This window comes from Gemmatimonadota bacterium, assembly GCA_026705765.1.
GTDB lineage: Bacteria > Latescibacterota > UBA2968 > UBA2968 > UBA2968 > VXRD01.
In genome coordinates this window covers 26,469-51,953 of the sequence record JAPPAB010000089.1, presented here as the reverse complement: position 1 = coordinate 51,953, position 25,485 = coordinate 26,469, and the positions used below count along the sequence as shown (strand labels likewise).

23 protein-coding genes are annotated in these 25,485 nt (G+C 52.2%); 19 read left to right on the top strand and 4 right to left on the bottom strand.

What is annotated here, in order from left to right; all coding sequences use genetic code 11:
* Positions 1-405 precede the first annotated feature (405 nt).
* Positions 406-1,866, top strand: a complete 1,461-nt coding sequence (locus OXH16_11820; protein ID MCY3682079.1) for a sulfatase-like hydrolase/transferase — start codon at positions 406-408, stop codon at positions 1,864-1,866.
* Positions 1,867-1,869: 3 nt separating this feature from the next.
* Here the strand turns inward: OXH16_11820 and OXH16_11815 are convergent, their stop codons facing one another.
* Genes OXH16_11815 through OXH16_11805 form a run of 3 tightly spaced genes read right to left on the bottom strand, consistent with a single transcriptional unit; the run spans position 1,870 to position 4,429 of the window.
* Entirely contained in the window at positions 1,870-2,922 is a 1,053-nt protein-coding gene (locus OXH16_11815) for a mannonate dehydratase (GenBank protein ID MCY3682078.1), read from the bottom strand.
* A 34-nt stretch (positions 2,923-2,956) separates the two neighbouring features.
* The gene (locus OXH16_11810) at positions 2,957-4,150 is read right to left on the bottom strand and encodes an acetylxylan esterase (GenBank protein ID MCY3682077.1); all 1,194 of its coding nucleotides are present in this window, start codon (positions 4,148-4,150) and stop codon (positions 2,957-2,959) included.
* A 24-nt stretch (positions 4,151-4,174) separates the two neighbouring features.
* Positions 4,175-4,429, bottom strand: a complete 255-nt coding sequence (locus OXH16_11805; protein ID MCY3682076.1) for a hypothetical protein — start codon at positions 4,427-4,429, stop codon at positions 4,175-4,177.
* Positions 4,430-4,581: 152 nt separating this feature from the next.
* On the opposite strand from OXH16_11805, the gene OXH16_11800 reads away from it, so the two are divergent.
* The 9 genes from OXH16_11800 to OXH16_11760 all read left to right on the top strand — a co-directional run bounded on the left by OXH16_11800 (position 4,582) and on the right by OXH16_11760 (position 16,143).
* Positions 4,582-6,570, top strand: a complete 1,989-nt coding sequence (locus tag OXH16_11800) for a hypothetical protein (protein MCY3682075.1) — start codon at positions 4,582-4,584, stop codon at positions 6,568-6,570.
* Positions 6,571-6,591: 21 nt separating this feature from the next.
* Positions 6,592-9,585 carry a hypothetical protein gene (locus OXH16_11795; GenBank protein ID MCY3682074.1) on the top strand — a complete coding sequence of 998 codons (2,994 nt, stop codon included), beginning with the start codon at positions 6,592-6,594 and terminating at the stop codon, positions 9,583-9,585.
* A gap of 111 nt (positions 9,586-9,696) precedes the next feature.
* Positions 9,697-10,857 carry an iron-containing alcohol dehydrogenase gene (locus OXH16_11790; protein ID MCY3682073.1) on the top strand — a complete coding sequence of 387 codons (1,161 nt, stop codon included), beginning with the start codon at positions 9,697-9,699 and terminating at the stop codon, positions 10,855-10,857.
* 27 nt (positions 10,858-10,884) lie between these two features.
* Positions 10,885-12,186 (top strand): lactate racemase domain-containing protein, encoded by a 1,302-nt coding sequence (locus tag OXH16_11785; protein MCY3682072.1) that lies wholly within the window; start codon positions 10,885-10,887, stop codon positions 12,184-12,186.
* A gap of 24 nt (positions 12,187-12,210) precedes the next feature.
* Positions 12,211-13,482, top strand: a complete 1,272-nt coding sequence (locus OXH16_11780) for a dihydroorotase (GenBank protein MCY3682071.1) — start codon at positions 12,211-12,213, stop codon at positions 13,480-13,482.
* 13 nt (positions 13,483-13,495) lie between these two features.
* Positions 13,496-14,620, top strand: a complete 1,125-nt coding sequence (carA, locus tag OXH16_11775; protein MCY3682070.1) for a glutamine-hydrolyzing carbamoyl-phosphate synthase small subunit — start codon at positions 13,496-13,498, stop codon at positions 14,618-14,620.
* A 19-nt stretch (positions 14,621-14,639) separates the two neighbouring features.
* Positions 14,640-14,876, top strand: a complete 237-nt coding sequence (locus OXH16_11770) for a hypothetical protein (GenBank protein MCY3682069.1) — start codon at positions 14,640-14,642, stop codon at positions 14,874-14,876.
* Positions 14,876-15,310 carry a type II toxin-antitoxin system VapC family toxin gene (locus OXH16_11765; protein MCY3682068.1) on the top strand — a complete coding sequence of 145 codons (435 nt, stop codon included), beginning with the start codon at positions 14,876-14,878 and terminating at the stop codon, positions 15,308-15,310. The genes OXH16_11770 and OXH16_11765 overlap by 1 nt, the downstream gene beginning before the upstream one ends.
* 164 nt (positions 15,311-15,474) lie before the next feature.
* Positions 15,475-16,143 carry a hypothetical protein gene (locus tag OXH16_11760; GenBank protein MCY3682067.1) on the top strand — a complete coding sequence of 223 codons (669 nt, stop codon included), beginning with the start codon at positions 15,475-15,477 and terminating at the stop codon, positions 16,141-16,143.
* A 15-nt stretch (positions 16,144-16,158) separates the two neighbouring features.
* On the opposite strand, the gene OXH16_11755 is transcribed toward OXH16_11760, so the two are convergent.
* A complete protein-coding gene (locus OXH16_11755; protein MCY3682066.1) occupies positions 16,159-16,443 on the bottom strand; it encodes a hypothetical protein in 285 nt (94 codons plus the stop codon).
* A 173-nt stretch (positions 16,444-16,616) separates the two neighbouring features.
* On the opposite strand from OXH16_11755, the gene OXH16_11750 reads away from it, so the two are divergent.
* From OXH16_11750 to rodA, 9 genes are all read left to right on the top strand, one after another.
* On the top strand, positions 16,617-17,084 hold the full coding sequence (locus tag OXH16_11750) for a hypothetical protein (protein MCY3682065.1): 468 nt from the start codon (positions 16,617-16,619) through the stop codon (positions 17,082-17,084).
* A 95-nt stretch (positions 17,085-17,179) separates the two neighbouring features.
* The gene (locus tag OXH16_11745; protein MCY3682064.1) at positions 17,180-17,593 is read left to right on the top strand and encodes a LytR C-terminal domain-containing protein; all 414 of its coding nucleotides are present in this window, start codon (positions 17,180-17,182) and stop codon (positions 17,591-17,593) included.
* Positions 17,594-17,609: 16 nt separating this feature from the next.
* Positions 17,610-17,993, top strand: coding sequence for a ribosome silencing factor (gene rsfS, locus OXH16_11740; protein MCY3682063.1), 384 nt, complete (start codon positions 17,610-17,612; stop codon positions 17,991-17,993).
* A gap of 16 nt (positions 17,994-18,009) precedes the next feature.
* Positions 18,010-19,047 (top strand): S-methyl-5-thioribose-1-phosphate isomerase, encoded by a 1,038-nt coding sequence (gene mtnA / locus OXH16_11735; GenBank protein MCY3682062.1) that lies wholly within the window; start codon positions 18,010-18,012, stop codon positions 19,045-19,047.
* 212 nt (positions 19,048-19,259) lie between these two features.
* On the top strand, positions 19,260-19,976 hold the full coding sequence (locus OXH16_11730; GenBank protein ID MCY3682061.1) for an SPOR domain-containing protein: 717 nt from the start codon (positions 19,260-19,262) through the stop codon (positions 19,974-19,976).
* 13 nt (positions 19,977-19,989) lie between these two features.
* The gene (locus OXH16_11725; protein ID MCY3682060.1) at positions 19,990-21,834 is read left to right on the top strand and encodes a LysM peptidoglycan-binding domain-containing protein; all 1,845 of its coding nucleotides are present in this window, start codon (positions 19,990-19,992) and stop codon (positions 21,832-21,834) included.
* Between the two features lie 38 nt (positions 21,835-21,872).
* Positions 21,873-22,352 carry a rod shape-determining protein MreD gene (mreD, locus tag OXH16_11720; protein MCY3682059.1) on the top strand — a complete coding sequence of 160 codons (480 nt, stop codon included), beginning with the start codon at positions 21,873-21,875 and terminating at the stop codon, positions 22,350-22,352.
* Positions 22,342-24,207 (top strand): penicillin-binding protein 2, encoded by a 1,866-nt coding sequence (locus tag OXH16_11715; protein ID MCY3682058.1) that lies wholly within the window; start codon positions 22,342-22,344, stop codon positions 24,205-24,207. The genes mreD and OXH16_11715 overlap by 11 nt, the downstream gene beginning before the upstream one ends.
* Before the next feature lie 21 nt (positions 24,208-24,228).
* Entirely contained in the window at positions 24,229-25,449 is a 1,221-nt protein-coding gene (rodA, locus tag OXH16_11710; GenBank protein ID MCY3682057.1) for a rod shape-determining protein RodA, read from the top strand.
* Positions 25,450-25,485: the final 36 nt, after the last annotated feature.

Genomic DNA, 25,485 nt, shown 5'->3' with positions numbered 1-25,485 from the left:
AGCGAAGAAAGGGTTTTGATCTTACTCTCGTCGTAATTATGGGCGCCATTTTTCTTGCCATTGGCTTTCCCATTGGCCTTCGGTTGCGAGAGCAAATCGAGTTGCGTAGTGTTGGAAGTGCGCGATTTTATTGCCGTTGCCATAATATATTCCTACCCTTGTTTGGAAGGTGAAGATAACAGAAAAGACATGCGGGGAAGGAAAAACAAAGTATAGCGCATCAAATCAGGGGAGGAGAATAAGAGGTGATATAATATAGTGACTATATGTGCATCTATCAAGGGCAAATCTGAGATTGCGAAATACCGCAAAGATCGGTTTATTATCGAAAAGCACTCTCCGCAGATGAACGCAGAAAAAACGCGAGTAATTTGAGCGTTTTACGCAGATGAAAGGCTTCTGATCATGCAAAACGTCTTATTCATCCTCACCGACCAATGGCCTGCATGGGCATTTGGTTTTCTCGGTGCCGACATACCCACGCCGAATATTGACCGCCTATCATCCGAAGGCACGGTATTCACAAATACTTTTACATCCTGTCCCCTCTGCACACCTGCTCGGGGCACATTGCTCACGGCTCGCTGGCCGCATCAAAATGGCGTTTACGACAACCAATCCGTCGGCTATTCCCTCCAGGAATCCATGCCACGCCATCAAAAAACCTGGATTGACGAAGCCGTGCGCCTCGGCTATCACGTCGGTTACTACGGCAAGTGGCACCTCGGGCATATCAACCCGGAAAAACGCGGCGCACACGGCTTTGATCCCAATATCGAAATACACTCAAAGCCATACCACCCACAAACAAATGATCACACCTACGAAAAGACCGTTGCCAGCTACGCCAACCAAACCAAAAACCTCATCAAAGGACGCGCGCCATTTTGGGGGGAATCACCGCAGCCAAAAGAAAATATCCAACCCTTCCCCACCATAAACAAAGGCGTAAAATTTCTCGAAACGTGGACGCAGAGCCACCAAAACAAACCCTTCTTTCTCACCGTATCTTCTGCACCGCCACACTTTCCGCATCACCTGCCCGAAGAATACGTCAAACTCGCCCAGGAACTCCGCACACGCGTCGAACTCCCTACAAACCTGAGCGACAACTGCAAGGGACGACCCTGGTTCCATTCGACACCCTGGTGGGGATGCATGGACACCGCCCCGCTCGACGAAGAAGAATGGAAAACCGTCATCGCCTATTCCCACGCACACATCACAATGGTCGATGAAGCCATCGGGCGCATACTCAACGCCTTAGACCGCCTCGACCTCGGCGACACCACAACCGTTGTCTTCACATCTGACCACGGCGACATGGAAGGCGCACACAACCGATTTGACAAAGGGGCTTATTTTTACGAAGAAGTCTGGCGCATCCCGCTCATCATTCGCGCGCCCAACACACCACCTGCAACCCAGGACGCTTATGTCTCATTGCTCGACATCGGCGAGACCCTCTTTTCTCTCATCTGCGCAGAATCATCCGCTGACCAACCGCGAGAGGGGCGCAACCTCCTCCCACTCGTCGGGACACAAAACCGCCCCCCAGACTGGCAGCAAATCGCACATGGCGTTTACTACCGCTACAACGGTTACAGCTTTGAAGTGCGTGCCATTCGCAACGAACGATACAAATACGTGTGGAATCCGCAAGACACCGACGAATTTTACGACCTGCAAACCGATCCACACGAAATGAAAAACCTGAGTGGGCTACCCCACATATCAACCATAGAAAACGATCTGCGCGATCAACTCATGACCTGGCTGCACAGCATCGGCGACAACCTGCCAAACCGACTTGACACCTTATTGCCCGCCGGTACAATCATCGCGACGGGAAAACGTGGACCGTAACCCCTAACCCACTTCGTTATTCACCGCCTGAACCAGCGCGCGCATATAGGCAATCGAATACGCCACCCCCGCGCGATGGCCTCCCAGAATCTGCGGGATATGATCCGGAATAATCGCCCCGTCAAACGCCACCTCCCGCAGAGCTTTCATCACCGCATGCATATCCTGGTATCCATCATCTATTAAAGTCTCTGCCCACGGCTCTGGCATCGGATTTGAAACATTGCGAAAATGCACCTTAAACAACTTCTTGCGGCTGGCAAAATAGTGAATAGCCTCAATCACATCCACGCCCATGCCTTCTTTACCCCCTTCAAGCCAGCACCCCACGCACAAACAAACCCCAATATTTGGACTATCTGCAATATCCATCGCCTGCTTGTACCCCTTAAAATTGCCAAACATACAGCGCGGAATCCCGCCCAGAGGATACACGGGGGGATCATCGGGATGAATACCGATATAAACGCCTGATTCTTCGGCAACAGGCGCGACCTTGCGAATCATATATTCGTAATTCTCCCAAAGCTCATCCTCGCTATATACCCGCCCATGGGTCAATTTACCTTCAAAAATCTGACCGTCCCAGTGCCCTGTGGCATTCTCGATATCGAGCGTCCGCGCATCCATGCCCCCGCGCCGCGTTGTGCGCCCCGAACTCCAAATCCCATTACCCATATGTGCATACGTATTGTACGGAATACCCGCCTCGCCCAGATTGCGAATAAAAGTGATAAATTCCTCGACCTTCTCATCGCGCCCCGGCAAATTCAGGGTCACTTCGGGCATATTGTGTACACTGCGATTGGCAATGCGATAAATCTGCAAACCGTATTTTGCAAACCTGTCTTTCAACGCCCTGTAATAATCGGCATTCTGGTTCTCCTGGTCGTCAACGCCGACCATCATCCATTCCACGCCGAGTTGCTGCATAAATTGCAAATCTTCATCGCTCGCACTATCTGACGTCTGCGCCGCAATCTGAATACCCGAATACGACGAATAAAATCCCGGCACAGCTTTAAGCGCGTAAGATCGTTCTGCTTGAGTTGCCATAACTATTCCTTTCTGTTCAACCACGCGTCGAACTTCACTGCCAGTGTTTATCGGCAAAACCCATATACCGATCCCAATCGTAATCCGTCACTGCGTGTCCACCTGCGCGAATATGATACCCAATGCGACTCATAATCGGCTCGTGAACACGCGGCATATTTTCAGCAACCAGGCCATCTGTTCCCAACAAACGATAAACCGCATCCGCGTGTTTCGCACCCAAAAACTCCCCCTTTGGATCCGCCCAATTATCTTCTTCTGCACTGGCAACATAAACCGGGCGAGGCGCCATCAGAGCAATGAGCAAATGCTGGTCAATGGGCAAATCGTCCTCGCGCTCATTATACCGCTTAAAATTATCGCAAAACCAGTGTGGAAAACTGGTATTAATCCGCCCCACTGTTTCGCCATATCGACGGCGGGAAAGCGCTGCGCCTCCACAACCCGAATTATTTGAAATCACAAGGGCAAACCGCTCGTCTTGTGCGCCAGCCCACAACGCCGTCTTGCCCAATCGCGAATGCCCCATCACGGCAACCCGAGCGTGATCAATCGCCTCATCGCTCTCAAAATAATCCATCGCCCTCATCAATCCCCACGCCCACGCGCCAATAGCCCCCCAGTCATCGCCAGTATTTCGCCTGTCAAAAAGCGGATGCACGCCATTTTGAAACCCATCATCATAATCCGGGTCCAGATCGCCGCAATAAATCGTAGCCAGACCGTAACCCCTTGCCAAAATCCTCCCCACAGGCCACCTGTTTGCAGCCGTACCGCGCGCTGCTTCCGTCGCCCGATGATCCAAAACCCCCTCCGTTTTCGGACGCATCCACCGCTCGGACAATGTAATTTGGGGATCGGTATGAACAGTGTGATTACCCCCAAAATTCAATCCCACAAACAACGGCAAAGGTCCATCAGCGTATTTTGGCAAAAAAATTAAAATATCCATTCGCGGCTCCGCATCTTTAGAAAAATAAATGCGAACTTCCTTACAAATCCCGTCCAACGCATCCCCATTCACAAACCGCGTCTCAAAATGCATGTCCGCCGTAGCACCCGGCATCTTGCCATACACCTGCGTTTCAAACAAAGACAAAATCTCTGCCCGCCGTCTTTCCCACAAAGCAGCATCTTCGACCTTTGTTCCATCTCCAAAAATCAACGGATCGGGCAATGTGTAATCGGGCACCTTGTCTTCATCGTAATTCGCGACAAATTTAGCCATCGTGTTTTCGCTCCTTTTTTAACTCTACCGCCTCGCCATACCCTTCGTAAAAACCTTTCCCTGTATAATCTTGTGCGCGGCCTGTCCTCCATACATCCTGAACCTCGCAAACGCCTGTCTGCATTTCGGGCATTTCATATCCCCCCGGGTATGGTCTTCGGCAATCCGCTCCACCATGCACTTCACCAATCCGCCTCGCCCACCCTTGCGGTATTTGTACAGCAGGGTTCTACATTTCGCACAAAAAATTGAAATGGTTCGAATATCTTTGCGTGCCATAAGAAAGTATGAAGTGTGAAGTGTGAAGTCCCCGCCCTCCAGTCCCTTCCATAATAACCCCAATATCACAAAATCACAAACACAACCCCATGCGTTTGACACCTCTATTCGGGCATCGTATATTAACGCGCATTCTAAACACGGAGTACAAAATGGCTATATCGCAACCCGATCCCCAAATTCAACCGACCGAATCGCCGCGTATTACCGGGCGATCCATCCTCCTCGGCCTGCTCACCGCTGGCCTGATGGCCTATTCTCAAAATGTCCTCGAAATCGTACTCCATGCGGGATCAATGGTCAAATCCAGTTTTCCCGTCGCCCTCATCCTGGGATTTCTCCTCTGGGTCGTGATCAACATGATCATCGCCCGGATCGCGCCTCAATCTGTGCTCTCGCGTCACGAAATGATGGTCATCTTTGCCACCATGTGGATTGTGGGCATGATGCCCGGCGTCGGCTGGATGGGATATTTTATCGGCGCATTGCCCGCACCTTACTTTTTTGCATCGCCGGAAAATCGCTGGGCAGAATTGTTCTTAGATGAACTGCCCCACTGGGCATTTCCCGAACCCACGCCCTGGATCATGGACCGCTTCTACTTCGGCCTGCACACGGGCGAAGTTGTCCCCTGGACGGGTTGGATACCATCCGTCTTATGGTGGTTCTCTGGCGTACTGGCCTTCATGGCCGCCGGATTTTTTGTCATCGCCATTTTTCATCGCCAATGGGCAGATGCCGAGCGCTTGACCTATCCACTCGTCAACTTCCCCATGGACCTCATGGAGGGCTTTGGCGAAGGCCGCGCACTGCCCAAAATTTTCCGCGACCCCGTCTTCTGGGCCGGCTTTGCCTGGACCGCGGGCATCATTGGGTGGAACATCATCAACTTCTGGTTTCCCAACGTCCCCCGCATCACGCTCTTCGACAGCATCAACACCAAATCCATGACTGTAGCACAGAGCTTCCCCCCCGTCTATTTGCGCGTCTTGCCCCTGGTCATTGGCCTCGGATATTTGTGTAGCCTGGATCTTCTGTTCAGCTTCTGGTTCTTTGGCCTCTTCGCCGTAGTCAAAATGGGCGTCATCAACCGCACCGGTTTCACAGTCGGGTTAGAAGGACAAGTTGCCAAAGGCGGAGAAATCGTCAACCTCGAAAGCCACGGCGCGATGACCGTGCTCGTCGTATGGTCTGTATGGATCGCGCGACGACACCTGATACATGTGGCGAAAACCGCCTTAAAAGGCAACCGCGGCGATGGACCCATCTCCTACCGCTTCGCCGTTATCGGCCTGATCATTTCCGTGTTGTACCTCTGCAGCTTCTTCATATCCCTGGGCATGTCGTTCTCTCTCGCAATTGTCCATCTACTAATGATGTTCATCGCGTATTTTGCGACCTCCAAATTCATTGCCGCCAGCGGATTTGGGTATCTATTCCCCGTGTGGATCAAAGGATCGGGCTTTGTCAACGCAATCCTCGGCACAGCCACCCTATCGACCCGCGAAATGACCGCAATGCACCTCGTCAACAGCGGCGTATTCTACGGCGGCGGACGCATACAAACCATGCAGGTATTGCCCCACCACTTCAAAGCCATGGACGATGTACCTGCAGAACGCGGCAAAAACTGGACAAGTGGCGTCGTCTTTCTCGCCTTCACCATGGGCTTCTTTGTCTGTGCCGCCACCATCATCTACTATTGTTATCGCGACTCCGCGCTCTTCCTGCGTTCCTGGACACTCTGGGAAGGACCCCTGGGAATTTTTGGCGGAATTGGGCGCGCATTGGGCGAAACCGAAAAAACATCTTTCGATCCCCAAAAACTCGGCATCTGGCTCCTGGGCGCGGGAATAGCCGCATTATTGGCTGGCCTGCGCACGTGGTTCCCCCGCTGGCCACTACATCCCCTCGGCCTCGCATTTCAATACACAACAGGACCGCGCTATTACGCCCTGAGCATACTCATGGTCTGGGCAGCCAAACTCCTCATCGTTCATTTTGGCGGTCCCCGCCTCTACGAACGCGCAAAACCCTTCTTCTACGGCACAGTAATAGGCTATTGCACCGGCATTGGCGTCGGAATGGTCATAGACCTCATCTGGTTCCCCGGCTCGGGACACGGCTTCCACAATTTTTAATATTCAAACGAGAAATTGAGGATGGGTGCAAAAATAAAAATTGTACTCACTATCATCGCCTTATGCACGGTACCGGCATCGGCGCAACGCATTGCACCGGACGAATCGTGGCGCACGCTCGATACAGAACATTTCCGCGTCACTTTTCCCGCGTACCTCGAAGACCTGGGACGCAGGGCAGCGGAGCGTGCAGAATGGGCGCACGCCCGGCTATCTGAACAGTTCATCGACGCACCACGCGGAATAATCGATCTTGTACTAACCGATCACATCGACGTCTCGAATGGCTACGCGAGTGTGCGTCCCTCAAACCGAATCACCATCTACGCCCGCCCACCGATTGACTCTTTCGGACGTGCTTATTACAACGATCGGCTGGAAAACGTCATCGTACACGAACTGACGCACATCTTCCACATTGACCGCCCGGGCCGCTATAGCTTGTTGCACAAACCATTTGGACGCGTACCGTCCCCCTACATCTCATTTTCTCCAATCGAACGCCTGCCAGTCCCGGCTTTTACAATCCCCGCACGCGCTACCCCTCGGTGGGTACGCGAAGGAATCGCCGTCTGGTACGAATCCGCCCTGACTGGCACCGGACGCACTCTTGGAACATTCCACAAAATGGTACTGCGAACAGCAGCTCTCGAAGGGCGGTTCGAGTCCATCGGTCAGGCGGGTGGCAACTCGCCTCAATGGCCGGGTGGCACGCGCGCTTATGCTTACGGATCGCTCTTCTTCGAACACCTGATACAAAAATACGGGCGCGATCGCATGATAGCCTTCGTCGAAGCAGTGGAAAACCAGTGGATCCCCTACCGCCTCGATGCCGCAGGTCGCAGCGCCTTTGGCGCCACCTTGACGAATGAGTGGAAAGCGTGGGCAGATACACAGCGGGCAGCTGCGGCGGAACTGGACACCCGCCTCGCCAGATTCGGTGCAATCACCGAGCCACAGGCAATAACCCCCGGTGCTCGCTATGCATACCACCCAAAAGTATCGCCCGATGGCAAAACACTGTACTACATCCGATCAGATGGACGGTCAGATGCCAAACTGGTATCAACCAGATTAGATGGCAGTGGTGAATCGACCGTAGCCCTGACCAATGGCAGCACCACATTTGCCTTCACCCCCAATGGGGACATCGTCTTCGCGCAATATGAATTTGCCGGTCCCCACCGCAGATTTAGAGACCTCTACCGCGTAACGCAGGTCAATCGTGTACGACGCATAACAACTCGCGCCCGCTTAACCGCCCCATCGGTCAGTCCCGCAGGCTGGGCAGTTGCAGTCGCCGAAGGAGGAGGAACCAGCGGGCTGGCACGGGTCAACCTCAACAGCGGTGCCATCGAAATGCTGGTCCCCCCCGATCCAGACACCCACTGGGCGTACCCGGCAATCTCACCCGATGGCCAATGGATCGCGGCGACCCGCTGGACTCAGGGGTACCACGACATCGTCCTCCTCAATGCACACGGCAACCTCATCTGCGAAGTGACCCGCGACCGCGCCCTCGACTTCGCCCCATCATGGAGTGCCAACGGGCAGTGGCTAGTCTGGGCTTCCGACCGCAGCGGCATCTCAAACGTGCTGGCAGCAAAAGTCGATAACGGGCAAGTCTCGCCTCCCGTCATGCTGACCAATCTCCGCACAGGGGCGGCGTACCCCAGCGTCGATCCGTCGGACCGCTGGCTCTACTTCTCGGCTTACCATGTCGATGGCTGGGAGATCGAACGGATTCCATTCAAACCCATTGCTGCACCACCCGCGCCTCGCGCGGACTCGACACACACCACCGCCGAGGTCGCCAACAGATCACGCGGACGCGCAGAAGGACCGGTACGCGCCTACTCGCCGCTTGCGACCCTGCGGCCCTACTACTGGGAACCCATATGGAATTACCCTATCGCAGTACCCGCTCACCGCAAGGGAGAAACGGCAATACGCCGCACTAAAATACTCGGCACATCCATCGGCGCTCGCACCTCAGGGATCGACCTCGTGCGCCGGCACGAATACGAAATCGGTGCCCGCATCTACCTGCCAGTTAGATCGTATTCTGACGAAAGAGCAGCAGGCGATTTGTCTTACCGCTACAACGGGCTGGGGAACCCCTCGCTCGGATTATCACTATCGCAGGACTGGGATGAAGACGGCGCCAGATTATACCAGGAGAGTACCGATGCCCCAACCGAAACCTTTTTCGTCCTCGAGCGAGAACGCCGCGCTTCAGGATCAATGACGCTGGTAAAGCCAAAGGCGCGAAGCAGTGTCTCACTCACAGTCTCTGGCGGACTCGTGCGAGAGGATCGAGAAGTACTGGACTCCGCGTTACGGAAAACCCATCGGTTTCGACTCGATGATCCGCGCAATACCCTGGGCGAACTATCGGTGCGTTTCTCCGCCACCAATGCGCGATCATCCGCCTTTCAGATGGGACAGGCGACCGGCACATCGTTCTCCGTTCGCGTCAGGCGACGCCACGACCTCTCGCCCGCCTCAAACGACCGCTCGGCAGATGACATCAGAGGCTCCATCAAGACCTATGCGCGACTACCACACTGGTTTCCGGGTCGCCAATTCGCAGCACCCGTCCTGGCACTGCGCGCGAGTGCTGGCGCATCTCGGGGACCGGGCAGCGACGACAGCTACTTCGACATCGGAGGCACTGAGTCAATCATTTTTCCGGCACGAGGATACGAGACATCTACGCGGTCGGGACGGCACGCCTGGTCCGCATCCCTGGAATACCGCGCCCCCCTCGCATTAGAGAATCGCGGCCTGCGGGCGTGGCCGATACACTACAACCGCATCTTCTGGACATTCTTCGCCGACGCCGCCAACACCTGGAACACATCGCAGTCGCGCCCACTCCTCTCGGCTGGCACCGAGATTATCATCGACTATTACGTCCTCTATTCGGCAATCCGCTACCGCCTCGGCGTAGCATACCGATTCACCGATCCAGAGGGCGTCGGCTACTACGTCCGCCTCGGGACTTCATTCTAAGCTAATCCCGCAACACTGGCGTGTGTTTTTATCTCATTGACAATACCACCAAAAACTATTTTCTTTTTTTAGCTACTATCGAAAAAATAAAAATCGCAGAGGAGTTTGCTCGTGGCGTTTCAGAATCAATTTGATTATCACGGTCCCACGCGCCTCATCATGGGGCGAGAGACTATTGGCAACATCCCCCAAATTGTAAATGAAAAACAGGTAAAAAAGGCACAAATCGTCACCGACAGGGGCCTCGTCCAGGCAGGCGTTGTCGCGCGTGTTACAGAAATACTCGACAAATCGCACATCGCCTACAGCATCTACGACGGCGTTGAACCCAACCCTCCCATTCGCAACGTCAAGGATTGTGCCGCGCAATACCTGTCGGAAAATTGCGATTTCCTGCTCGCCATTGGCGGGGGATCCTCAATGGACGTAGCAAAAACCTCGGGCGTACTCGTCAATCACGGGGGAAAAATCACCGATTATTTTATCGGCGAAAAACCCGTTCCCGGTCCCATCCCCTTTCTCCTGTGCATCCCCACCACCTATGGCACAGCCAGCGAAGTCACGCCCTTTGCCGTCATTACCGACGACAACCACTTCAAAGGCACCGTCGCAGGTCCCCATGTCATTCCCGATGTGGGCATACTCGATGCCGATATGGCCGTCGCATTGCCACTGCCCATAGCCGCAGCGACCGGAATGGATGCCTTGACACACGCCATTGAATCCTACGTGTCGCTCATGTCCAACCCCATCTCCGAAGGCATGGCCCTGCACGCCATCCGCCTCATCTCGCAAAACCTGCGACAAGCCGCGTACAGCGACCACAACCATGAAGCCACGCAAAACATGATCATCGCCAGCACCATGGCCGGGTTCGCATTCTCACAAACTCGCCTGGGAAACGTACATGCCATGTCACATCCAGTCGGTGGTCACTACGGCGTGCCACACGGCATTGCCAACTCGATCTTGCTCACCCGCATCATGACCTACAATCGCTATGCCTGCCCGGAGAAATTCGCCGACATTGCCGCCGCCATGGGCGAAGATGTCAATGGATTGGGCGCTGTTGACGCATCGGTTCTCGCCGTTGAAGCCGTGCAAAACCTATCTGACGACGTGGGTATTCCCGCCACATTGGGCGAAGCCGGTGCAAAAACCGAAGGCATCTCTATCATGGCCGAAGACGCGATGAAAAGCGGCAATATTCAGGTCAACCCGCGCAAAACAACGATAAAAGACGTAATCGCCCTTTACGAAGAATCCATGTGATAGAAAATCACAACAGGAGGATAAACCATGCCGACTTACCCACAAATGTTCCGCATTCGCCAGCACTTCGACGCTCCTCGCGTCGATGACATCGCCGGCACTGTGCGCGATGAAATCGCAAAAATCAATCCCAGTTCTGTGATCAAACCCGGTCAAACCGTCGCCATAACCGCGGGTAGCCGCGGCGTCGCCAACATCGACACCATCATCAAAACCATCGTCGAAGAAATGAAAGCCATTGGCGCTGTTCCCTACATCGTACCCGCAATGGGATCGCACGGCGGAGGCACAGCCGAAGGACAAACCGAGGTCCTCGCCGGATATGGCATCACCGAAGGCACAATGGAATGTCCAATCAAATCGTCGATGGACGTCGTCCAGATCGGTGTATCGGATTTTGGCATGCCCATCTACTTTGACAGACACGCATCTGAAGCCGACCACGTCATTGTGGTCAACCGAATTAAACCGCATACGGGATTTGCCGGCGAAATTGAAAGCGGACTGATGAAAATGATGCTCATTGGCCTGGGCAAACACAAAGGCGCCTCGGTATATCACCGCGCCATCATCCACCATTCCTTTGACAAAATCGTGCGCTTAGTCGGCAAAGTCGTACGCGAGGAAATGCCCATCACCTTTGGCGTAGCCACTCTTGAAAACGGCTATGACGAAACCGCACGCATCGAAGCCATTCCCGCGGCAGACTTTGAAGAACGCGAAAAAGTGCTTCAAGCCAAATCCAAAGAGTGGTGTCCCTCACTGCCCTTCGATGATGTCGATCTCCTCATCATCGACGAAATGGGCAAAAACATCTCCGGCTCGGGCATGGACACCAACGTCATCGGGCGCAAGCGCAATGACCGCCGCGCAATGGGCGACGAAACCCCGCGCGTCTTGCGCATCTTTGTGCGCGACCTCACCGAAGCCACGCACGGCAACGCCACCGGCATCGGCATGGCCGAATTTGCCACCCGGCGCCTCGTCGATAAAATCGACTATCACGCCACCTATACCAACGTCATCACCGGACAACACGTTTCAGCAGGTGCGGTCCCGCTGCACTGTGACACAGACGCCGAAGTCCTCGACATCGCCCTCGAATCCATTGGTCTCATCGCACCGGAAGACGCCCGCGTACTCTGGATTCCCAACACGCTCGACCTGGGTGAAGTCGAAGCATCTGAAGCCTATCTGGCACAGGCCGACATCCGCGACGACCTCGAAATCCTCACCGGACTGCGTACCCTCGAAACCGAAGCCGACGGCAATCTGCCACCCATAGAAGCCTACCGCGACCGCGTACCCGAATCCGTTTTCGCAGATTAAGAGAGGATATTCACAACCTTTCTAATGTCCGATCTCCTGCTCAAAAACGGTCGCATCATCGACCCGGCTAACAACCTCGATGAAATAGCCGATCTGCTCATCCAGCGCGGTCACATCGCGCGCATTGAACCGCATATCGTCGCAAGTGCCGAGGCCATCGATGTCTCAGACCAGATCGTCGTACCCGGCCTCATCGATATGCATGTCCACCTGCGCGACCCGGGCTTTCCAGAAAAAGAAACCATCAAAACCGGATGTGAAGCCGCTGCTGCCGGAGGCTTCACATCTGTGGCCTGTTTGCCCAATACAGAACCGCCGATGGACAGCCCGGAAATTGTCCAATATATCGCCCAACAGGCAAAATCGGCAGATGCCCGCGTGTATCCCATCGCCTGTGCAACCGAAAAAATGCAGGGCGAAAAACTCACCGACACCGACGCCCTGCTCAAAGCAGGTGCTGTTGGATTTTCCGACGACGGCCTCCCCATTGAATCCGAAACCCTGATGCGCCAACTTCTGGAGCGCGCAGCCGCCAACGATTTTGCGGTTTATCCGCACTCTGAAGTCTTTGAACTCACGCGCGGCGGGCACATGCACGAAGGCGCGGTCTCCCGCGAACTCGGCCTGAAAGGCATGCCCGCCGAAGGCGAAGCCGCCATGAACACGCGCGACATCGAACTCGTGCGCCAAACCCGGGGGCGTCTCCACATTCTGCACCTCAGTGTCAAACGCGCCGCCGAACTCGTGCGGAAAGCAAAAGCAGAGGGCCTGCCCGTCACCTGCGAAGCCTCGCCCCATCACATCGCATTGACCGATGAAGATGTCCGCATTCTCGGCGCGGCAGGCAAAATGAGTCCGCCACTGCGTTCCTGTGAAGACCGAGAAGCCGTAATCGCTGGCTTACAGGATGGCACCATTGACGCACTCGCCACAGACCATGCGCCCCATACGATAAAAGAAAAATTGGGTGCATTTACCAATGCACCCAATGGCATACTCGGACTCGAAACCGCTGTCGGCGTCATCTTCACCAAACTCGTCCACACCAACCTGCTCCCCCTTTCAGATACAATAGCCAAACTCACCATAGAACCCGCGCGCATCCTCGGCATCGAAGGCGGCAGCCTCTCCCCCGGCAAACCCGCTGATATTACGGTCATCAATCCCAATCCCGAATGGATTGTAGATGCCAATCAGTTCAAATCCAAATCGCGCAACACGCCCTTTCACGGATGGACATTACAAGGTCGGGCCACAATAACGATACTGGGTGGTCGGATAACGTACAAACAGTAAAGGAACAACATTCATGGAAGCGATTCTCGCATTGGAAGACGGCACCATTTTCAAAGGCAAATCCTTTGGCGCAGAAGTCGAATGCGAAGGGGAAGTCGTCTTCAACACCAGCATGACGGGATATCAGGAAATCCTCACAGACCCGTCTTATAACAGCCAGATCGTAACCATGACCTATCCACTCATCGGCAACTACGGCATCAACCCATCCGACTTTGAATCGCAAAAACCCCAGGTCTCTGGCTTTATAGTCAAAGAATACTGTCCATACCCCAGCAATTGGCGATCGACCATTGCCCTCGGTGACTTTCTAAAAGAACACAACATACCCGGCATTGAGGGCATTGACACCCGCGCCCTCGTGCGGCATATCCGCCGTCAAGGCGCAATGAAAGGCGTGCTGTCAACCATCGATCTCGATTCTGACAGCCTCGTCCAAAAAGCGCGCGACTTCCCCGGCCTGGTCGGGCGCGACCTCGTACAAAACGTCACCTGTACAGAACCCTACCACTGGGACGAGGGCCTTTGCGATCTCAAAATCGGTCAGACCAGACACCTGCGGCAAAACGCCAGATACCGCGTGGCGGCTTACGACTTTGGCATCAAACACAACATCTTGCGCTACCTCGTTGACCGCGGCTGCGATGTAACCGTTTTTCCCGCTGACACGCCCGCAGAGCAACTCCTCGAAATCGATCCCGACGGCATCTTTTTATCCAATGGACCGGGCGATCCAGAACCCGTGACTTATGCAGTCAAAAACATCCGCAAATTGATCCGCGAACGCCCCACCTTTGGAATATGTCTGGGGCATCAGCTTCTCGGCCTGGCACTGGGTGGAAAAACGTACAAACTCAAATTTGGTCACCGGGGAGCCAACCAGCCCGTGCAACACGCCAGCACGGGGAAAGTCGAAATCACCGCACAAAATCACGGTTTCTGCGTCGATCTCACCACCCTCGACCAGGAAGTCGTAGCACTCACCCACATCAACCTCAACGACAACACCCTCGAGGGCCTGCGCCACCGCGAACTACCCGCCTTCTCCGTTCAATACCACCCCGAAGCCTCCGCTGGCCCTCACGATGCCGATTATCTCTTCGATGAGTTTGCAAAATTGATGGACAAGGCGAAATAACCACAGGACTAAAACCGTCATGCCAGTACAAATCACCATAGAAGACGTCCCGGAAGATGTACACGACGCGCTTGCTATCCGCGCCGCCCGCCAACGCCAGTCCATGCAGGCATTTCTCCGCGAAGAGTTGGAACGAATCGCATCGCGGCCCTCGGTTGAAGAGTGGCTGCACAGAGTTCGCGAGCGCAAGGAAGCGACGGGAACCCGCGTCCGGCCTTCGAGTATTCTAAATGCTCGTGATGTGGATCGAATGTGATGGTCGTCGTTGATGCATCTGTAATCGTCTCGACACTTGTGGACGTGGGCCGTGAAGGCCAGTGGGCGGAAGCGGCTGTTGCAGATGGGATACTGATCGGTCCAGAGTTGATATTGGTCGAAGCCAGCAATATTCTGCGCCGATTGGAACAAGCTGGTGAAATCTCGCAACAGGAGGCCACGAATGCCTACGGAGACCTGCTACAACTCGACTTGGAATTATTCCCCTTTGCACCCTTTGCTAAGCGCGTATGGGCATTGCGGAACAATTTGACCTGTTACGACGCTTGGTACGTGGCCTTGGCCGAAGAGTTCGATTGTCCCTTAATAACTCTGGACAAAAGGCTCAGCCGTGCCAGTGGCCCTAAGTGTGAGATCGTTATCCCGCCTTGGGACGAACGAGAAGAAGGTGTTTATGAAAGTAACTCTCACTAACTGACGCTGTTGGAATTTTTGCGCGGGAAGGAGTTCAATGTATATGTTGGAGAGAACGAATTGATTGACAAGCCTCGTATCTATCTCTACTCTCCAAAATTACGACCAGATCAACAAGATTGGTCATTTTCTGACTAAATGCTACTGGATACGGAGGAACCACAATGTTGGAAACAAGCTTTCGCGAACTGCTCGCTAGAACTATCGAATTGTACAAAGAAAAAAGGAAAGTCGATAAGGAACTAGAAGAAAAGAAAGAGGCGATACGTCAGCACTCAGAGGGTAAAAAGAACAAGTTCTCTATTTCGGGCCTTGGCAGGGTTTTTGTGGCGGCCAAAAGAACTAAAGGCCTTGATGTGGATCTTGAAAACTTGAACAACCTGAACCAGGAACAACTCGCGTGGCTCATCAAAGAGAAAGTATTGGGACTTTCATTAAATCAATCAGCTTTTAGGTTGCTTGATAAAAATGTTCAGAAACGCATTTTGGACACAGGATGCATTAAGCAGATCGAATATGAAGATAGGCAGTTCAAGCAGCGAGTCTTTATAAAGGTAGAGGAGGGTGAGGAAGCCCGTGATACCCGGAATTTCTCTGACTCCAACCTCCCAGATAGCCAAGATGTAACTTTGTCTCGGAGAGATGACGGCGAAAATGATGATGACATCGAAGAAGAAATTGACGAATGGTGGTATGATGAAGAGACTGACCTCATCGCAAGGGACCTTGATGACGATAGCGATGAATTGGCACGGTCCCAAGAAGAAGGCTGGCCTTACACTGACAAAGATCAAGAATCGACAGAATACGGACGGTCCCAGGAAAAAGGCTAACCCTATTGCTATAGGTCAAAAAGACCTCAACTCTTGCTTTTTTAACTCCGCTTTAAATTCCTCTAAAGGCATGGGTTTCTCTCCGGTTTTCTCCATTTTATCCAGGACCTGTTCAGACGCACGGACATCGATCACATCTTCAAGAAATTGAAAAATCTCAGCCTCTGGGAAACCTGCTTTTTCAGCCAGTTCGATAGCCTTCTCAAACGCATCGAATAACATCTCTTGCTCTTCCTTCGACAATTTTTCCAATGTCGGACACGACAGAGGCGCATCTGTTGTATATATTTGTTTTGCCATGTCATTCTCCTTTCGCGTGGAATACACATAAGTATAGCCATCCCGCCTCCCTCTTTCAAGCGCAATTTCCATTATGGAACATAAAGATATACTCAGGTGTCTAAGAAAACAGAACACTTGACATCTCATCTCAGTTTCTGTATCCTGTTCATAACGGAAAGGGGGTTTTACACATGTACAAATGGATTTGCACACTTGCAGTTCTAGCTTTGATTGCGACGCAGGCACGGGCAGACATTGGCATTCAGCCGCAAAACAAAATCCCGCTCGCAGGTGAGAACCTCGTGAATGGGTTAAAAACCACCAGCGGTTTGTTCGACCTGAAAAAGCTCAAATTTAACCACACCATTGGAATCAGTTACAGTTCGGGATATGGCGGTGGCCTGAACCAGTATTATCTCAACGACATCACCTATCAGATATCCAAACCGCTCATCGTCAGAGCGCAAGTTGGCCTGGTCAATCAAATGTCGGGTAATACGCGTTACGGTTCGACCTCATCGGGTGGTGTTCAAGTCGTTGTTCCCAATGTCAGTCTTTTGTATCAGCCCAAACCCAATATTCGGATCGAATTTGGATTCAGCACCTTCAATGGTTATGGCTATCCCTATTATTACAACGACAGGTACAGGCGTTATTAAAGGACTGACCTGAACAGATAGGGGCGCCACCGCATAAGGTTGGCGCCTCTTTTTTTTCTCTTTATATTGTTTTTTTTATTGTTATATTGGCCAACATGAAATGGTTATGGGTTCTCGGCGGCCTGCTCATCGCCGGTCTGGTCTTTGCGACAAAAGCCTTTTGGGAACCGCAAACGGCACCCGATGTCGTGCTCGAAGCACCCCGGGTCTCTCACAATATTCGCGTTGAAATTCTCAACGGCTGTGGCACAGGCGGCATTGCAACCGAGGTCGGGCAAAAACTGCGCGATTTTGGCATAGATGTCATGACCCTGGGCAATGCTGAAAATTTCAACTTTCCCGAGACCATTGTCATAGACCGCATGGGAAAAATAGAATATGCCAAACAAGTCGCCGATGTACTCGGTACGCCCAATGTGATCCAGCAAAAAACACCCGACCCCTTTCGCATCGAGGAAGTAACCGTCATCATTGGGCGCGATTATCGCGGGTTGGAAATATTTAAATAAGAAGAGGGAATTCACTTTGTCAGATACTACCGAAAACGTTCGCAGTGCTTGTATTGAACAGTTGTTATCGCGCAAAGCCGAAGACCTCATTGCCATTGATCTGCGTCAAACAGCCGACTTTGTCGATTACTTTATCATCTGTACGGGAACCTCCGATGTGCATGTTCGCGCTCTGGCCGATGCGGTAATCGAGGGTCTCAAAGCAGAAGGGCAGCACCCCTATCAGGTCGAAGGATATGATGTGCGGAAATGGATCCTGATCGACTTTTTCGACATCGTCGTACATATTTTTCAAAAAGAATCGCGCCAATTTTACGGACTGGAACGCCTGTGGCGCGATGCGCCGATAGAGCGTATTGAAGACGATGTATTGACAAACAACTTAATCCGCGACCCGTGACAACTGGAGATGGCCAATGCCAGTTCCGACCATCACCTGGGAAAATGATGCCCTGCGCCTCATCGACCAGACCTTATTGCCAGAAGAGTACAAATTCATCACTTGCCGCGACGTCAACACAGTGGCAGAAGCCATCGTCAGCTTGAGGGTGCGCGGCGCTCCAGCCATTGGTGTAGCGGCTGCTTATGGCGTCGTGATTGCAGCGCAAGAAGCCATAGCTCGGAATGCCGACTTTGATCAGTATGTCGCAGAAAGCATTCAAAAACTGGCGCAAACGCGCCCCACAGCCGTCAACCTCTTTTGGGCACTGGACCGCCAGGAAAAGGTCCTCGCCAAAGCAGATAACCATTCACCCGCAGAAAAACGCGAGCGCCTGCTTAAAGAGGCCCATGAAATTTTTGAAGACGACAAAAGAATATGTCGCCAAATTGGTCGCAATGGTGCCGAATTGCTATCCTCACAGGCGACTGTATTGACCCACTGCAATGCAGGCGGCCTGGCCACGGCTGACTACGGCACGGCTCTCGCAGTGGTTTACGCCGCCGTTGAAGCGGGCAAACAAGTCGCGGTCTATGCCGACGAAACCCGTCCACTCTTGCAGGGGTCGCGCCTCACTGCCTGGGAACTGAATCAAAGCGGCGTAGATGTCACCGTGATATGCGATAGCATGGCTGCTGCGGTGCTCCGCGAAAAAAACATCGACAGCATCGTTGTCGGTGCAGACCGCATTGCCAGAAACGGAGACGTAGCCAACAAAATCGGCACCTATGGACTGGCAATTTTAGCCAAAGCGCATCAGGTGCCCTTTTACGTAGCTGCACCCTTATCTACCATTGACATGAAACGCGATACCGGCGCACAAATTCCCATTGAAGAGCGCGAAGAAGAAGAAATCACGCACGGCATGGGCCGGCAAACCGCGCCCAGTGGCATCCAGGTGTACAATCCCGCCTTTGACGTGACCCCTAACCACCTCGTCACGGCAATCATAACGGAAAAAGGCGTAGCAAAAGGCAATTACTCAGAAATATTTGAGCGGTGGTTAGGACAGTAAATCCGGAGTGCTCTATCTTACACAAGATATACAAGATATTGGGCAAAACAGAGCATTCTTCGACAAATTACGCAATATAAGTCGTTGACAAATTTTGCATGTATTCTTAAAGTGTGAGAGTCAAACCTGTAAAATCATGTCTGAACAATAGAGTAGAGATAGAAGGCACGGGTGAAGGTAAAAAATAAAACTGACAACTGCCCGGATGCAAAATGATGAGCAAAAAAATCTTATTATTTATCGTATTCCTGAGCGGCTGTGTCGCACAGCAGAACCAACTCGTCCCTCCGGCTGATTCTCCGATGGCTGATTCATCAGTAGCTGATTCATCGGCAGTGCGAGAAGAATTTGATCCGCAGACCCTCATGGACGACGATATGGTATTGCAAACACCTGCACGCGCCGAAGCAATGCCCCCTGCGGAAGGATCACAAATTGAGGGCTTCCGCGTTCAAGTCGCAGCCCTTCGCGATCACAACCGAGCAGAAGCCTTGCGCGAACAAATTCAGCGTGATGCTCAGGTTCTGACATATATTTACTTTGACGAAGACATCCAACTCTACAAAATTCAAGCGGGCAACAGCCATACACCCGAATCGGCAGAAATACTGCGCGACGCCATCAGGGCACTGGGCTTTCCCGATGCTTATGTGGTTCGCACACAAATTGCCAATGTGCAACCTCAAGCCACATTGGGGTTTCGAGTTCAAATTTTTTCTTCATCGACGCGAGTCTCAGCGGAAAATGCACAAATGCAAGCGCGTGTTCAACTGGCGCGCGACGATGTTTTTATCGAATTTGAACCCCCTTATTTTAAGGTGCGCGTCGGCAACTTTCAGACGCGCAACGATGCAGAAATATTACTCAAGGAGGTAACAAAGAAAGGCTATGAAACAGCATTCATTGTACAGGCAAAATCTTCTCAATAACGCGAAGACAGCCATGCGGTATAACCTTTATCTCATTGCAGTTATAGTTTTGGCGGGTTGTGCAACCACCGCACGCACGCCTCTCGCACCCGCACCTGCCCCCGTAACTGTACCAGAGGTTACAGAACCAGCAGAAGTTGCAGAACCAATTATATCAATAAAGCCTTCTATAGCTATAGAAGATATTGAACCCACGGGTGACCGTCTCTATGACCTGCTTCAAAAAGCCGCAGTCGAAACCCACTCTCTTCGCGTAAGAGCTTTGCTCGATACGGCAGCGCACATGTTGCGCCATCGTTTTGTTGCCGAACCGGAAACAGCAAAAAAATGGGCTGCGTTGATGCGTTTCACACTCGAACGCTATCACGCGATTTCGTCCCGTGCGCCCATACCACCGCATGCACCACTGGCAACCCTGCTCAATACCCTTCCCGAATCTGTGTCTGCCGACTTGTTACATCATCCGCACTATCGAGAACTCAAAATAAGAGTGCTGGCAGGGCAAGCCGATGTACCCATTGACCTGACACCCGAAGTCATGGCTTACATCCAATATTTCCTCACTGAAAAGCGCGACTTCTTTGAACGCAGCCTGTCTCGCTCCACCGCCTATTTGCCCATGATCCAGACAATTTTCCGCGAACAGGGTCTGCCTTTGGACCTCGCGTACAAAGCCATGATCGAAAGCGGATTTAATAACCGTGCGCTCTCGCGTGCACGCGCCCTGGGCATGTGGCAATTTATGTATCGCACTGGCTTGCTCTATGGCCTGCGACGCAACACCTATGTCGATGATCGCATGAACCCCGAAAAATCTACACACGCTGCTGCGCGACATCTCAATCATCTATACGACTACTTTGGAGATTGGCATCTGGTTGTCGCGGCCTACAACTGTGGGCAGGGCCGTATGGATCGCGCCATTGCAAGATCCAAAACCCGCGACTTTTGGGAAATCGACGCATTACCCAGAGAAACTCGCAATCATGTACCCAAGTTTATGGCAGCTGTCATCATTGCCAAAGACCCCACTTTTTTTGGCTTTAAAGATGTTGTCTATCAACCTCCTATGTCTTATGACAAAGTCGCTTTGACAGAACCTGTAAACCTGCGTTTGGCTGCGGAATGTGCGGGCACTACCTACACCTATCTGCGCCATCTTAATCCCGAACTGCGCCGCCCATATACACCGCCTGCCATGCGGCGAAACGCCTATAATTTGCGCGTTCCAAAAGGAACAGGCGCGAAATTTAGAGCCAATTACGCGCAAATACCAGAACACAAAAAAATCCAACTCATCGACTATGTGGTCAAACGCGGCGATACCATATCGGGGATCGCATCTCGCGTGGGGGTCTCGTCAGCCGACCTGCAGGCAGCCAATGGCATCACCAACCCTCGCCGCCTGCAAATCGGTCAAAAACTCAGCATCCCAATGTATCCCCACGCCAAACGCCTGTCTGCTACAACACAGACGCGTCCGGTACTACAAACAAAAAATATTAGCCACAACCCCGACCCCACACACTATCGCCAGATCAATGTCACAGTGCGCACAGGTGATACCCTATGGGGCATTGCCAGACGAAAAGGCATTACGGTCTCGCACCTGCGTGCCTGGAACAATTTGAATACCAATCATCCTATTCATCCAGGAGATCGTCTCACATTATGGGTACCCAAAGATGGAACATCGGAATCTACTATCTTTTATACAGTACGCACGGGCGATACCTTGTGGAGCATAGCGCGCGCCTTTGATACCAGTGTGGCAGCTTTGCAATCCTGGAATGACATTCGAAGTCCATCGCGCTTGCGGCCCGGCACCCGCATTCGCGTCAGAGAAATTGCAGATTAAAAGGGGTGGAGGAAAGCTAACTACTGACTGCCTTAGCAATGATTATCGTCCGCAATATTTTGCTCATTCTTCTGGCACTGCTTCTCCAGGCATCCTGGATCGATAGCCTTGCCATTTACGGCATTGCGCCGGACATCGTCATCATCATACTGGTTTTTATTGCCTTTACCCGAGGGCAAATTGAAGCCACAATACTGGGTTTTATATCGGGATTGCTCATCGACATATACGACCCCGGCACGCGTTTGGGCGTCAATGCCCTCGGCAACAGCCTGATTGGTTTTTTTGCGGGTTATAGTCGTGTAGGCATCGCTGCAGAAGCCCTGCGGGCACAGGCTGTTATTTTATTTTTGGCAACACTTTTACACGATATTATTTTTTTTCTCGTTGCTTTGCAACCGCTCAAAATTTTGAGCATCGGATTGGGTACAAGTCTTTATACAGCTATATTGGGCACGGCATTGTCGTCTGTCCTAACCCATTTCTCACTTCTCAATATTGAATCCCATGCAGAATGACTTCACACATAACGGCATTCGAGCACATCGCGCACGCATTCTTTTCGGTGTCGTCGCATTCCTCTTTGCCATATTGGGCATTCGCCTCTATATATTGCAGATTGCCGAATGGGAACAGTATCGCATCAAATCTGAAAAGAATACCATGCAGCCCGTCATCATCCAGGCCAATCGCGGCTTGATCCGCGACCGCAATGGTATCATTTTGGTCGATAACAGACCAGCTTATAACATCTCGGTCATTCCCCCTCGCTTTTTGGCAAATATTGAAGAAGACAAATGCAATGGGCTTCTCGAACGCCTCGGGCAAATTGTGGATCTGCCCTGTGAAACAATAACAGAAAAATTGCAATCTCATAACCGGCATTTTTACGACCCGGTCAAACTCAAACTCGATGTGGATTTTGAAGCCATCTCCATTATCGAAGAAAATCGCTATGACTTTCCCGGTGTAGAAATCCAAATCGAAACCCGCCGGGGCTATCCTATCTTTGACAAATCCTCGGCTATATCCACCGAATTTGCGCACGCGCAGCACAACATCGGTAAATCCTTTCCCTTAGCCCCCCATACCCTGGGCTATGTCGGACTTATCAACGCATCTCAATATACCCACCTGAAAACACAGGGATATGGCTACGACGATCAGATTGGAAAACGAGGCATTGAGCGCATATTTGAAGACCGAATGCGGGGCCATAAGGGCGTCAAATACATCGAAGTGAATGCAAAGGGACGCGAAGTGGGCAGTTTTCCCGAAAAAACAGATCCTCCCATTCCCGGAGAAGATCTGTGGCTCACGCTCGACTGGCGCGTACAGCATGCCGCCGAACACGCCTTTGCAGATAGCATGCGTGGCAGCCTGGTTGCTATGCATCCACAGTCTGGCGAAATTATAGCCATGGTCAGCAAGCCCGGTTTTCATCCGCAGTCCATCCGAGACCCCAAAGCCTGGCAGCACTTGCAAACAGACCCATCAAAACCCTTGCTCAACCGTAGCCTTAAGGGCGAATATCCACCCGCTTCGGTCTTCAAAATGATCACATCCGTTGCCGCTTTGGACATGGGCATAATCAAAGCCGATGAATATCGCTTGAGACCCTGCACAGGGGGTATGGTTCTCGGCGATCGCCGGTTTAGATGTCACAACAAAAACGGCTGTGGTCCTGTCAACATGCGACAGGCACTCGTCAAATCTTGTGATGTATTCTTTTACCAACTCGGCCTCAAAGTGGGTATTGACAACTGGCATCGGTATGCCGCCATGTTCGGATTTGGTGAATTGACAAATATCGACATCGCTTTGGGAGGCGATGGTGAAGCACGCGGTCTGCTACCCAATCGCGCCTATTACAAGCAAAGGCACGGCTTCTGGGCGGGCGGCTATATGTTCAACCTGGCCATTGGGCAAGGGGAACTTCTGGCAACGCCCCTTCAGGTGGTGCGCTATACGAGCGCGCTGGCAACCGGCCAGCTACCCACTCCGCAGGTAATCAAAGGTACAAAGGGGGGAAGCACATCTCTACCTCTCTCGAAAGAGGTAATTAAAACAGTGCAAAGCATGATGGAAGACGTCGTCAACAGTCCATACGGAACCGGGCGTTCCGCCCGTTTACCCAATATTGTTGTTGCGGGCAAAACGGGCACAGCGCAAAATCCCCACGGTGAGGACCACGCCTGGTTTGTCGCTTATGCGCCAGTTAAAAACCCGCGCATTGCCATCGCCGTGATTGTTGAAAACGGTGGTTCGGGAGGCAAAATTGCCGCACCTATTGCACAAAAAACACTCGAAGCCTATTTTGAACACGTGGTGCCAAAATCCACCGACGAATTGATTGCAGTCCATAACCAGTAACTTTTCATTTTCGGGGCAGTTGTGAATCTTTCTCTATTTGTTCGACGCGACCTCGACATCGGCCTCCTCTCAGCAATATGCCTGAGCATTGGTATGGGCATTACCACCATCTACAGTGCCAGTTATAATTGGGATTTGGGCCTGGCCGGCAATATTTATGAAAAGCAAATTATCTGGGCCTTACTCGGGTTTATTGCCATGGCCATCACCATGGTCATTCCCCTTAAACTTTTTTACGCCTTTGCCTATGTCCTTTATGGCCTGACAGTTACACTTTTGGTTCTGGTGCTCGAATTGGGGGACCGACGCTGGTTCAACATGGGTCCCATTCACATACAACCTTCTGAATTAGCCAAAATAACGACCGTCCTGGTACTCGCGCGCTTTTTGGCCTATCCCAACCGCGATCTGACCCGCTTACGTGCCTTTATTACACCACTGTTGCTCGTCCTCGTGCCCATCTTACTCGTTTTTAAGCAACCCGATCTGGGCACCGCCCTGGTTTTTAGCATTCTCATTCTGCCCATGTTCTTTTGGGCGGGTGCCAGACCCATACATCTATTCTTTTTAGTTTCTCCTGCCCTCACCTTGATATGTGCCTTTCACCCCTGGATGTTGGTTGCAGTGGTACTCCTGCTCATTGGGATCCTTTTCTATGAACGCCCCCGCCTACTCACCGCAAGCATCTTGCTATTGATCAATCTCACGGTTGCTATCGCCGCACCTTATGTGTGGGAAAACAAACTCCACGACTACCAAAAACGCCGCATCCTCACCTTTCTCGACCCCAATATGGACAAACTCGGCGCGGGTTATCAGGTCATTCAGTCCAAAATCGCCATTGGATCTGGCGGCCTTAAAGGCAAGGGATTGTTAGAAGGCACACAAACCAAGCTCGCCTTTTTACCCGAACAACACACCGATTTTATTTTTTCCGTTATATGCGAAGAATTTGGATTTATCGGTGCCTTTTTTGTTCTGGCATTATTTATGTTCATCTTATGGCGCGCCCTGTCCATTGCCGTACAGACCAAAAGCCGCTTTTCCAGCTTGACCGCTATCGGTTTGACCACCATTCTCCTCTTCCACATTTTTGTCAACATCGGCATGACCATCGGCATCATGCCCGTCACGGGCCTACCTTTGCCTTTCCTGAGCTACGGCGGTTCCACCCTCATCACAAACATGATTCTCATTGGTCTGTTGCTCAACATTTATGCCAACAGGTATGAGGATTATTAAGGGTGTGATGTAAAACGCAAAAAGGCGAGAGGCCGG

What these genes read in the sequence shown, in the direction of transcription:
- OXH16_11820 (MCY3682079.1), top strand. Translation starts at nt 406, where the DNA reads ATGCAAAACGTCTTATTCATCCTCACCGACCAATGGCCTGCATGGGCA.
- OXH16_11815 (MCY3682078.1), bottom strand. Translation starts at nt 2,922, where the DNA reads ATGGCAACTCAAGCAGAACGATCTTACGCGCTTAAAGCTGTGCCGGGA.
- OXH16_11810 (MCY3682077.1), bottom strand. Translation starts at nt 4,150, where the DNA reads ATGGCTAAATTTGTCGCGAATTACGATGAAGACAAGGTGCCCGATTAC.
- OXH16_11805 (MCY3682076.1), bottom strand. Translation starts at nt 4,429, where the DNA reads ATGGCACGCAAAGATATTCGAACCATTTCAATTTTTTGTGCGAAATGT.
- OXH16_11800 (MCY3682075.1), top strand. Translation starts at nt 4,582, where the DNA reads ATGGCTATATCGCAACCCGATCCCCAAATTCAACCGACCGAATCGCCG.
- OXH16_11795 (MCY3682074.1), top strand. Translation starts at nt 6,592, where the DNA reads ATGGGTGCAAAAATAAAAATTGTACTCACTATCATCGCCTTATGCACG.
- OXH16_11785 (MCY3682072.1), top strand. Translation starts at nt 10,885, where the DNA reads ATGCCGACTTACCCACAAATGTTCCGCATTCGCCAGCACTTCGACGCT.
- OXH16_11780 (MCY3682071.1), top strand. Translation starts at nt 12,211, where the DNA reads ATGTCCGATCTCCTGCTCAAAAACGGTCGCATCATCGACCCGGCTAAC.
- carA (MCY3682070.1), top strand. Translation starts at nt 13,496, where the DNA reads ATGGAAGCGATTCTCGCATTGGAAGACGGCACCATTTTCAAAGGCAAA.
- OXH16_11770 (MCY3682069.1), top strand. Translation starts at nt 14,640, where the DNA reads ATGCCAGTACAAATCACCATAGAAGACGTCCCGGAAGATGTACACGAC.
- OXH16_11765 (MCY3682068.1), top strand. Translation starts at nt 14,876, where the DNA reads ATGGTCGTCGTTGATGCATCTGTAATCGTCTCGACACTTGTGGACGTG.
- OXH16_11760 (MCY3682067.1), top strand. Translation starts at nt 15,475, where the DNA reads ATGTTGGAAACAAGCTTTCGCGAACTGCTCGCTAGAACTATCGAATTG.
- OXH16_11755 (MCY3682066.1), bottom strand. Translation starts at nt 16,443, where the DNA reads ATGGCAAAACAAATATATACAACAGATGCGCCTCTGTCGTGTCCGACA.
- OXH16_11750 (MCY3682065.1), top strand. Translation starts at nt 16,617, where the DNA reads ATGTACAAATGGATTTGCACACTTGCAGTTCTAGCTTTGATTGCGACG.
- OXH16_11745 (MCY3682064.1), top strand. Translation starts at nt 17,180, where the DNA reads ATGAAATGGTTATGGGTTCTCGGCGGCCTGCTCATCGCCGGTCTGGTC.
- mtnA (MCY3682062.1), top strand. Translation starts at nt 18,010, where the DNA reads ATGCCAGTTCCGACCATCACCTGGGAAAATGATGCCCTGCGCCTCATC.
- OXH16_11730 (MCY3682061.1), top strand. Translation starts at nt 19,260, where the DNA reads ATGATGAGCAAAAAAATCTTATTATTTATCGTATTCCTGAGCGGCTGT.
- OXH16_11725 (MCY3682060.1), top strand. Translation starts at nt 19,990, where the DNA reads ATGCGGTATAACCTTTATCTCATTGCAGTTATAGTTTTGGCGGGTTGT.
- mreD (MCY3682059.1), top strand. Translation starts at nt 21,873, where the DNA reads ATGATTATCGTCCGCAATATTTTGCTCATTCTTCTGGCACTGCTTCTC.
- OXH16_11715 (MCY3682058.1), top strand. Translation starts at nt 22,342, where the DNA reads ATGCAGAATGACTTCACACATAACGGCATTCGAGCACATCGCGCACGC.